The organism is Actinomyces sp. (assembly GCF_030524025.1).
Classification (GTDB): Bacteria; Actinomycetota; Actinomycetes; order Actinomycetales; family Actinomycetaceae; genus Actinomyces.
In genome coordinates, this window is record NZ_JAUNHI010000038.1 from 1 (window position 1) to 9847 (window position 9847).

Here is a 9847-nt window from a genome sequence, read left to right on the forward strand (position 1 = left end):
TCACCAGCGACTCCCACCCCGGTCTGAAGGCCTACGCAAACTCATCCACACCCTCACCGACCACCACGACAGCAGCACACTCCAGCTCCCCCTCACCGCCTGACCTGCCCCCAGCCACCCAAGTCACACCACCCAAAGGGACTTGACCGTGGCGGCGGCCCCGCTCACGCCCCGAGGAGCGCCGCCACCGTGGCGAGCACGGCCAGGAGGGGGAAGGACCCCTGCTTGGCCGCCGCGGACCGGTGCGGGGGCAAGGCGAGGGCCAGAACGAGGGCGGCTGCCAACATGGAGCCAGTCCCGGCCAGTACGAGTGCCGCACCGACCGCTGTGTGCCCCATGACCGTCAGGGCCACGCCGACGATAGTCTGAAGCGCCAGGAACAGGTTGTAGAAGCCCTGGTTGAACGCATAGAAGGCGTGCAGGCGGGCCTCCTGGACCGTGCCTCCGAACGTTCGTCGCGCCAGCGGCCCCTCCCAGGCGATGGACTCCATGTAGAAGATGAGAATGTGGAGCCCGGCAGCGAGCATAGCGAGGACGAGTCCGGCAACGAGCATGGGTTCTCCTTGTGAGTATCTCCATCAATCATCCGGACAGACCGACGAGCCGGGCAGGTTTCCGGTCCGCCGAGAATTGCGGTGGGACGTCAGGACAATCGGTCTGTACCGGAAGCGGGGCGGGCTCAGCCCGCGGCATCCTCCTGCGGCCCATCGAGGAAGCGGAATCCCTGGGCGGCCATCGTGGCGGCCACCGTCGGGTAGTAGTAGGTGGAGTAGCGCATCGAGGTGTCCTGGGACCAGGTCGGCATCCGCGTCATTCCCTGCTCGTCCCACCACTGGCGCAGGATCTCATCGTAGGCGCGAGCGCCGTCGGCCACCGCCCGGGGGTCGTAGCGCTCGGCCATCGCGTAGGAGCCCATCGGCATCCGGGGCTTGACTGCCGGGAGCTTGTCGGGGTCGGCCACCCCGAGGGTTGAGGCGACGACGGGGAAGGTGCCGCGGGGCAGGCCGAGCAGCTCGATGAGGCCCGCGGGGTTGTTGCGGATGCCGCCGATGGCGGTTGTCGCGTAGCCCAGGCTGTGGGCGGCGGTCTGGAAGGTGGCCAGAGCGATCCCGGCGTCGATGGCGCCCACGAGCACGCCCTCGGCGCTGGCCTCGATGACCTGCCGGCGCCCGTGGAGCTGGGCGGCCTGCTCGGTGCGGTGGTAGTCGATGACGAAGACGACGACGACGTCGGCCCCGGCGACCTGCGGCTGGCCATTGGCGATCTCGGCCACCGCCCGGATCCGTTCCGGGTCGCGCACGACGACCAGGCTCAGCCCCTCAGCGTTGATCGAGCTGGGCGCCTGGCGGGTGGCCAGGAGGATCTGGTCGAGGTCCTCGTCGGCGACGTGCTCCCCGGAGAAGACCCGCACGGAGCGGCGCTCGCGCAGCAGGGCCAGGACAGGGTTGGCGGGCTCAGGATCGGGACGGGTATCGCGGGTCATCGTCATTCGTCCTCGGGGTGTGAGCGGTGGGCCGACCGCGAGGCCGGCGGGGCGGCAACGGGTCCGGTCGCCTCCACCCCGGACCAACCACGATGGGCCGCCGCGCATTCCTGGCCGCCCTGGGGCGGCGACTCCACCCCGCCCTCTCCCCCGACGGGCGCAGGAGGCCGCCCCGCAGGCCGCCTGGCGACGGACTGCGGGGCGCCATGGCCTGCGGGCTCAGCCCTGGGCCGCCGAGGGATGGGTCATGTCGGCCGGAACCACCCAGGCGTCGAACTCCTCGTCAGTGACGAAGCCCAGCTCGAGGGCGGACTCGCGCAGGGACAGTCCCTTGTGGTGGGCGTTCTTGGCGATCTTGGAGGCCTTGTCGTAGCCGATGTGCCGGTTGAGAGCGGTGACCTGCATGAGGTTGGTCTCGAGGTTGGCCTGGATCCGCTCCAGGTTGGGCTCGATGCCGTAGGCGCAGTGCTCGTCGAAAGACACGCAGGCGTCGCCCAGCAGCTGGATGGACTCCAGAACGCACCAGGCCATGACCGGCTTGAAGACGTTGAGCTGGAAGTTGCCCTGGCTTCCGGCGAAGCCGACGGTCGCGTCGTTGCCGAAGACCTTGGTGGCCACCATGGTCATGGCCTCGCACTGGGTGGGGTTGACCTTGCCGGGCATGATCGAGGAGCCCGGCTCGTTCTCGGGAATGACGAGCTCGCCGATGCCGTTGCGCGGGCCCGAGGCGTACCAGCGCACGTCGTTGGCGATCTTCATGAGGGCGTCGGCCAGGACGCGCAGCGCCCCGGAGACCAGGACGAGCGCGTCGTGGGCGCCCAGGGCGGCGAAGAGGTTGTCCGCCTGGGTGAACTCGATGCCGGTCTCCTCGGAGATCTTCCGGGCGCACAGCGCGCCGAAGTCCGGGTGGGCGTTGAGGCCGGTGCCCACGGCCGTGCCGCCGATGGCCAGCTCGCGGGCGCGGGAGTCGGCGTAGCGGATGCCGTCCAGGGCGAAGTCGATCTGGGCGACCCAGCCCGAGAAGACCTGCCCCAGGGTGATGGGCGTGGCGTCCTGAAGGTGGGTGCGGCCCACCATGACGACGTCGGTGTACTCCTTGGCCTTGGCGTCCAGGGTGTCGCGCAGCCGCGTGATCCGCGGGTACATCGCCGCCAGCTCGCTGACCACGGCAATGTGCATGGCCGTGGGGAAGGTGTCGTTGGAGGACTGGCCCCGGTTGACGTGGTCGTTGGGGTGGACGGGCGCCTTGGATCCCATGAGCCCGCCGGCCATCTCGATGGCCCGGTTGGAGATGACCTCGTTGGAGTTCATGTTCGACTGCGTGCCCGAACCGGTCTGGAAGACCACGAGCGGGAAGTGGGAGTCGAGCTCACCGGCGATGACCTCGTCACCGGCCGCAGCGATGAGGTCGGCGATGTCGCGGGGCAGTTCGCCGAGCTCGGCGTTGGCCAGCGCGGCCGACTTCTTGAGCACGCCGAGGGCCTTGATCATGGGCCTGCCCCACACGAAGGTCTCGCGGCCGATGTCGAAGTTAGTGAGGGATCGCTGGGTCTGGGCGCCCCAGTAGCGGTCGGAGGCGACCTCAACGGTGCCCATGGAGTCGGACTCGGTGCGCGTCGTCGCGCTGGTGCTGGTCTCAGGTGCCATGGCACCAGGTTATCGGCCCGGTCCCCCCACCGCCCAGACCGCCTAGATCGGGACATATGACACCGCGAGATCGGGACTTATGGCACCTCGAGATCGGGACTTATGGCACACGGGCCCGGGCTCATCCCGTCAGCCCGGCCGCCCGGGCGTAGACGGCGGGGTCCACCGGGCGCCGAGTGCGCGGCAGCCCCTCGACCACCAGGAGGTAGGAGATCGTGACCAGCTCCCCCACGAGCCCGACGGCGAGGCCCTCCCCGGGGGTCAAGGTGATCCAGTGCCGCTTGTTCATGTGGTACCCGGGGGCGATATCCGCGTACTGGCGCCGCAGCGCCTCACCATCCTCGGGGTCGGCCTTGACAGTGACCATCTCGACACCGGTGACGGTAGTGAGCAGGGCGAAGACTTTTCCGCGGATCTTGTAGACCTCGTGCTCCGGGCCGAAGGGCCAGGTGGCCTCGGAGCCGGGCAGGCTGAGAGCCGCCTGCCGGGCGGCCTCGTGCAGGTCATCGCCGTTCATGTCGTGGATCATGGCATGGGTTCGCCCACCTGCTCACAGCGTGTCGAGCACCGCCTCGACGGCGGCGGCCAGGACGGGGTTGGCGGCGGCGGCCAGGCGGATGACCTCCTCTGGGTCGGTGGGTTCGTCGGACAGCGACAGGTCGCTGACGACCGACAGGCCGCCCACCCGCACTCCCAGCTGGTGCAGGGCGATCGCCTCCAGGACGGTGGACATGCCCACGCAGTCGGCGCCGAGCCCGGCCAGCAGTCGGGTCTCGGCCATCGTCTGGTACTCGGGCCCGCGCACCATGGCGTAGGTGCCGTGGCGCGGCGTGCGCGGGGCCAGCACCCCGGCCAGCTCAGCGTCCCACGTGCCGCGCAGGTCGACGAACACGGTCCCGTCGAAGGGCGAGGCGCCTGAGAGGTTGATGTGGTCGGTGATGGTCATGACCTCACCGATCCGCCAGTCGCGCAGGCACCCGTTGGCGTTGACCAGCACGGCGGCGCGCACGCCGGTGGCCGCGGCGGCCCGGCCCAGGGCGACCACCGGGGCGGGGCCGCGGCCCTCGTAGAGGTGGGTGCGCCCGTGGGCCACCAGCACGCGCCGCCCGCGGCGGTGGAAGGAGGCCAGCCGGTCCAGGTGCCCCGGTGCCACGGGGGCCGGGACTCCGGGAAGGTCCGACAGGGGCAGGCGCGCCGTCGGCTCCCCCCAGGTCTCCAGGGCCGCCTGTGCACCCGAGCCCAGGATGACAAGCAGGTCGTGACGCTCGACCCCGGTGCGGCGGGCGATCTGGTGGGCGGCGTCCAGCGCAGGGCCGGGGCCCTCCGGCCCCGCCGACTCGGTGAGCGCGGCCAGCAGCCCGGGGCCGACGGCGTCGCCCGCGCCCGCGGCCACCGTCCCGCCGCTCATGCGCGGCCCTCCTGGGTCGCCACCCGGGAGCGGCCCAGGAGCAGGTGTCCGAGCAGGCCGACGAGCAGGGACACGAGCACCCCGAGGTTGGCGTAGGCCCAGGCCCCCTCCCTGCCGCCGAGGGGACCCAGGAGGTATCCCTGCCAGGACAGCCAGGAGGCGGCCGAGTTGACCACCAGGCCCCAGCCGAGGACCGAGCCGAGCACCACCAGGGCGATGGCCTCCCAGTTGACCGAGCCGTAGACGCCCTCGGGGGTGAACAGCGCCTGCTCGTCGTAGTCGCGGCGGCGCAGGACCACCTCGGCGATCATGACGCCCGCCCAGGCGGCGATGACGACGCCCAGGGTGGTGAGGAAGCCCTGGAAGGGGCCCAGGAAGTCCTCAGCGCCGAAGATGACGGCGATGGTGCCCACGGTCATGATGGTGGCGTCCAGGGCGGTGGCCACGTGACGCTTGACCGGCAGGCCGGTGGCCAGCAGCGACAGCCCCGAGGAGTACAGGTCCATGATGATGCCGCCGGCCAGGCCCAGGATCGCCACGAGGGCGAAGGGCACCAGGAACCACGTCGGCAGGATGGTGGTCAGGGCCCCGATGGGGTCCGAGTCGATGGCCGTGCCGAGCTCGGGGTCGGAGCCCACGAGCATGACCCCGACGACGACGAGCACGACGACGGGCAGCGCCGACCCGGCGGTCGTCCAGCCGATGACGCCGCGGGCCGAGGCCGAGCGGGGCAGGTAGCGGGAGTAGTCGGCCGCCGCATTGACCCAGCCCAGGCCGAAACCGGTGGCAACCATGACCAGTGCGCCGGTGAAGGCTGCCGCTGAGCCGGAAGGCAGCGCACCGAGGGCCTCGAGGTCGATGCGGTGAGCGACGAGAAGGAGGTAGATGACGGTGAGGACGCCGGTGGCCCAGGTGATCCAGGTCTGGACCTTCATGATGGCCTCGAAACCGAGGATGCCGGCGGACGCGGCCAGGGCGACGGTGACGACGAAGCCGACGACCTGGGCGCCGAGCTCGTTGTGCCAGCCCAGTGCCTGCAGGACGGTGGCCGAGGCCAGCGAGGCCGACACGCACAGGACGGTCTCCCAGCCCACCGTGAGCATCCAGGAGATGGCCGCGCTCAGTCGGTTGCCGTTGTAACCGAAGGCGGCGCGCGACAGTGCGAGGGTCGGGGCCGAGCCGCGCTTGCCCAGGACGGCGATGACGCCGCACAGGCCGAAGGACGCCACGACACCGATGATGGAGGCGGCCACCGCCTGGGCGAAGGACAGGCCGAAGCCGAGCACCCACGAGCCCCAGGACAGCCCGAGCACCGAGATGTTGGCGGCGAACCAGGGCATGAACAGGTCGCGGGGCCGGCCCTTGCGCTCGGACTCGGCGATGACGTCCAGGCCCGCGTTCTCGATGCGCGGAGCCGGGTCCGGCGGGGCGGTGGCAGGGGTTTCGACGGCGGGCACCGGTGTCCTCCTGGTCGTTGCGGGCGGCCTGGCTCGGCGAAAGTCTACGCCCGCGACGGACGTGGCTGTTGCGTGGGTGTCGGCGCCCTACGTGCCGGGCAGCGCCGCCAGCGCCGCCACAGCCACGCAGAAGGCCCCGGTCCCTGGTGGGACCGAGGCCTCTGGACTGGTAGCGGGGACAGGATTCGAACCTGCGACCTCCGGGTTATGAGCCCGGCGAGCTACCGAACTGCTCCACCCCGCGTCGGTGAAGACAACAGTAGTCCCCCGCGCCGCGGTCCTCAAGCCGTCCGGGCGTGCCCTTGCTCACCGAGGTGTGAGCCGCCGGCCCCGCCGGCCCCGCGTGGGGCCGGCGGAGCCGGCAGTGCCGGCGCCTCAGCCACCCATGCGTTCCTGGGCATCGACCGCACGGCTCAACGCGTCGTTGAGACGGGTCTGCGCCTCGCCGTATGCGGCCCAGTCCCCATTCTTCATCGCCGTGTCGGAGTCGGTCATGGCCTGTTGGGCATCCGCCAGTGCGGCATCGAGGTCGGCCTGGGGGTCACCGGTGGCCGCCCCCGGGGTCGCAGCCCCAGTGGCCCCGGCCGTGGGGGCCGCCGTGGCCTGGGAGGTCGGTGCCGTTGTCGGCTCCGTTGTTGGCGCCGCGGTGGCCGTCGCCTGAGCGCTCGCCTCCGCCTGAGCCTCGGGGTCGGAGGTGTCATTGGCCGCCCCGGCGTCGCCGTCGACGACCTCCTCCCCGGTCGTCGCCCCCGACTGGCCCCCGAAGACCTGGTTGAGCGCCTCGGAGAGGGTGTCGGCAAAGCCCACCTGGTCGCCGAAGGCCACGAGCACCTTGCGCAGCAGGGGGTACTTCGTTCCGGTCGACCCCTGGACATACACGGGTTGGACGTAGAGCAGCCCCCCACCCACGGGGAGGGTCAACAGGTTGCCCTTGATGACCTCCGAGCCCTGCTGGCTGAGCAGGTTGAGGGTCTGGGACACCGTCGTGTTGGAGTCGAAGATGCCCTGGACCTGGCCCGGCCCCGGCACGTTGGAGGAGCGTGGCAGCTCCAGCAGCCGTATCTTGCCGTAGTCGGGGTTCCTCACCCCCGGCTCGCCGCTGGAGGTCTCGGAGTCCACGGCCATGAAGCCGGTGAGCACATTGCGGTCGGTGTTGCCGCCGATGATGTAGACACTGGACAGGGAGAAGCTGGCCTGATCCTGCCCGGGCATCTGGAGAGTGAGGTAGTAGGGGGCCTGCGCCTTGTCACCCGGCTGGGTCGGGTCGTCGGGCACCTTCCAGAAGTCACCACCGGAGTAGAAGTCCTCCGGGTCGGTGACGTGGTACTTGGCCATGACCGTGCGCTGGACCTTGAACAGGTCCTCTGGGTAGCGCATGTGGGCCATGAGGTCGGCGCTCATCTCGCTCATCGGGGTGACCGTGCCCGGGAACACCGCCTGCCAGGCGTCGAGGATCGGGTCGGTGTCGTCCCACTCGAAGAGAGTCACCTCGCCGTCGTAGGCGTCGACGACCGCCTTGACCGAGTTGCGCACGTAGTTCGACTCCTCCGGCGCCCCCAGCAGCGTCGAACCAGTGGTGGCGTCGCTCATCGAGTCCTCGAGGGACTCGTGCTGGGCGTAGGGGTAGTTGTTCGTCGTCGTGTAGCCGTCGACGATCCACACCACGCGCTTGGGGGTCGAGGGGTCGTCGTCGTCATCGACCACCGCCGGGTAGGGGTTGCCGTCCAGGGTCAGCCACGGGGCCACCTTGGCGACACGCTCGGCCGGGTTGCGGTCGTAGAGGATCTGCGAGCCATCGCGCACCTCCTGGGAGAACAGGATGTTCATCTCCTGGAACTTCAGGGCGTACATGAGCCGGTTCCACGGGTTGGACACATCAGGGCCGCCGTCGCCGGCGAAGGTCGTGTTGACCTGTCCCGAGGGCGCCGAGTCATCGGGATAGTCCAACTCCCGGGGCGTGCCGCCGTCGTCACCGCCCACGATCGAGTAGGAGGGGGATGCCTGTCCGAAGTAGATCCGCGGCTCGTACTCGCCCAGGTCACCGGCCGAGGGGATGCCCCCCTCCCAGAAGGAGGGGAATCCACCCGAGGCGACCGTGTTGCCGTAGGCGGCCACGACGCCGTAGCCGTGGGTGTACACGGTGTGGTCGTTGATCCACGTCGACTGGGCGGTGCCCTCGAGGTTAAGCTCGCGCACGGCGATGACCGTGTCGCGCGACTCCTGCTCGACCTGGTAACGGTCGACCCTGAGCGAGGAGGCGAAGGTGTAGTACTGCTTATTCTGCTGGAGCTGGCGGAAGGTCGGTGAGACGACGTTGGGGTCCAGCAGGCGGATCGAGGTGGTCGACTCCGCGTCAGCCTGCAGCTGGCCGGCCTCGGTGTCGGTCTTGGCGTCATAGGCGGTGGTCTCGACATCGTCCAGACCGTAGGCGGCCAGCGTCGCCTGGATGTTGCGGTCGATGTAGACGGCCTCCTCGCGCTGGGCATTGGGGTCGACAACGAACTTCTGCACGACAGCCGGGTAGGCGGTGCCGATGAGCAGCGCCGAGACGATCATGACCGCCACCCCCGTCACCGGCAGCTTCCACGAGCTCGACCTCAGGGAGACCAGGAACATGGCGGCCACGACCACCGAGATCGCCGCCAGGATCGCGTTGGCGGGGACGACGGCGTTGATATCGGTGTAGCCCGCCCCGTCGAACTTCGTGTTCGAGGCGTACAGCGCGCTGTAGCGGCCCAGCCAGTAGGCGACGCCCTGGAGCAGGGCCAAGACCGCCAGGAACACGGCGAGGTGGACCCGCGCGGCACGGGTGAAGTGACGGTTGCCGGACACCGAGACCCCGCCGTAGAGGTAGTGCACGACGAGGCTGGCCAGGCCCGCGAAGACGACGACGCGCGACAGGAAGGACACGAGGATCTGGAGCACCGGGAGGATGAAGACGTAGAAGGACACGTCCAGCCCGAACTGGGGGTCCTTGACGCCGAAGGATTGGGCGTTGACCGCCAGAAGCGCCGCCTTCCAGTGCGGGGCGAACTCCCAGGCCGATCCCAGCACGCCCAGCAGCGTCGGCACCGCCCAGGTCAGGGTCCGGCGCATCGGCTCGACGGCCGTGCGGTACCCCTCCAGGTTCCTCGTCGCCTCGTCCTGGGGCAGGGCGATCTCCCGCTTGCGGTAGGCACCGGTCATCGCCGCGAAGATCACCCCGAAGGCCAGCAGGAAGCCGATGACGAACAAGACGCCCGTGGCGATCCACTGCGTCCAGATGACCCGGGAGTAGCCGAGCTGGTCGAACCACAGCACCTCGGTCCACGTCTGGGACAGGAAGAGCAGGATGATGCCCGCCGCCACGAGGACGCCGATCGTCATCGCCAACGGTCCGGGCCGCGAGCGCCCACCGCCCCTGGCGGTGGCCCGCTCACCCCCGCTCCCGCCGGCCCCGGAACGACCGGGCCGCCCAGGACCCGGCCGGGAGCCGCGGGTCCCGAAGGGCGAGCGGGCGCCCCCCAGGCCGAACAGCGCGGCGGGGTCGAAGCCGCGCTGGCCCGGCCCCTCGTCCCGCGACGAGGGATCCGACCGCTCCGAGTCGGGGTCCTTCTTGCCCGGGTTCCGCGGGGCGCTCGATCCCGCCCTGGTCGAGGAGGTACCCCGGTCACCGGACTCGCGCCGCTCGCGGCGCTCCCGCTCCGAGGAGTTGTCGTTCAGGAAGAACCCACCGCGGACGCGGTCCTCCCGGCTTGTGCCGCCGCGCGGGGAGCCGGCCGCCGAGTCGGAGTCGCCGGCATCGTCGGTGCTCTGCCCTGCCGGGTTGTCCGTGGGTTCCCCAGCGGACTTCTCCGAGGGCTTCTCCGAGGG

General features: G+C 70.3%; 7 protein-coding genes and 1 tRNA gene. All 8 read right to left on the bottom strand.

Annotated features, from left to right (window positions below; all coding sequences use genetic code 11):
* Nucleotides 1–164: 164 nt before the first annotated feature.
* The gene (locus Q4C85_RS10760) at nt 165–554 is read right to left on the bottom strand and encodes a DUF1304 domain-containing protein (protein WP_303141983.1); all 390 of its coding nucleotides are present in this window, start codon (nt 552–554) and stop codon (nt 165–167) included.
* Between the two features lie 125 nt (nt 555–679).
* Nucleotides 680–1483, bottom strand: a complete 804-nt coding sequence (locus Q4C85_RS10765; protein ID WP_303141984.1) for a nitroreductase family protein — start codon at nt 1481–1483, stop codon at nt 680–682.
* Nucleotides 1484–1702: 219 nt separating this feature from the next.
* Nucleotides 1703–3130: a class II fumarate hydratase gene (gene fumC, locus Q4C85_RS10770; protein WP_303141985.1), complete on the bottom strand. Its 1428-nt coding sequence runs from the start codon at nt 3128–3130 to the stop codon at nt 1703–1705.
* Between the two features lie 121 nt (nt 3131–3251).
* A complete protein-coding gene (locus Q4C85_RS10775) occupies nt 3252–3647 on the bottom strand; it encodes an MmcQ/YjbR family DNA-binding protein (protein ID WP_303141988.1) in 396 nt (131 codons plus the stop codon).
* Between the two features lie 33 nt (nt 3648–3680).
* Entirely contained in the window at nt 3681–4538 is an 858-nt protein-coding gene (locus Q4C85_RS10780; RefSeq protein WP_303141989.1) for a purine-nucleoside phosphorylase, read from the bottom strand.
* Complete coding sequence (locus Q4C85_RS10785; protein ID WP_303141991.1) at nt 4535–5995, bottom strand: cytosine permease; 1461 nt, start codon at nt 5993–5995, stop codon at nt 4535–4537. Before Q4C85_RS10785 ends, Q4C85_RS10780 begins: the two co-directional genes overlap by 4 nt.
* Before the next feature lie 167 nt (nt 5996–6162).
* A tRNA-Met gene (locus tag Q4C85_RS10790) sits at nt 6163–6239 on the bottom strand.
* Between the two features lie 131 nt (nt 6240–6370).
* On the bottom strand, nt 6371–9361 hold the full coding sequence (locus tag Q4C85_RS10795) for a UPF0182 family protein (protein ID WP_303142013.1): 2991 nt from the start codon (nt 9359–9361) through the stop codon (nt 6371–6373).
* Nucleotides 9362–9847 lie beyond the last annotated feature (486 nt).

Bases quoted from the DNA above. Each gene is read 5' to 3' on its own strand.
- Q4C85_RS10760 (WP_303141983.1), bottom strand. From the start codon at position 554: ATGCTCGTTGCCGGACTCGTCCTCGCTATGCTCGCTGCCGGGCTCCAC.
- Q4C85_RS10775 (WP_303141988.1), bottom strand. From the start codon at position 3,647: ATGAACGGCGATGACCTGCACGAGGCCGCCCGGCAGGCGGCTCTCAGC.
- Q4C85_RS10780 (WP_303141989.1), bottom strand. From the start codon at position 4,538: ATGAGCGGCGGGACGGTGGCCGCGGGCGCGGGCGACGCCGTCGGCCCC.
- Q4C85_RS10765 (WP_303141984.1), bottom strand. From the start codon at position 1,483: ATGACCCGCGATACCCGTCCCGATCCTGAGCCCGCCAACCCTGTCCTG.
- fumC (WP_303141985.1), bottom strand. From the start codon at position 3,130: ATGGCACCTGAGACCAGCACCAGCGCGACGACGCGCACCGAGTCCGAC.
- Q4C85_RS10795 (WP_303142013.1), bottom strand. From the start codon at position 9,361: ATGACGATCGGCGTCCTCGTGGCGGCGGGCATCATCCTGCTCTTCCTG.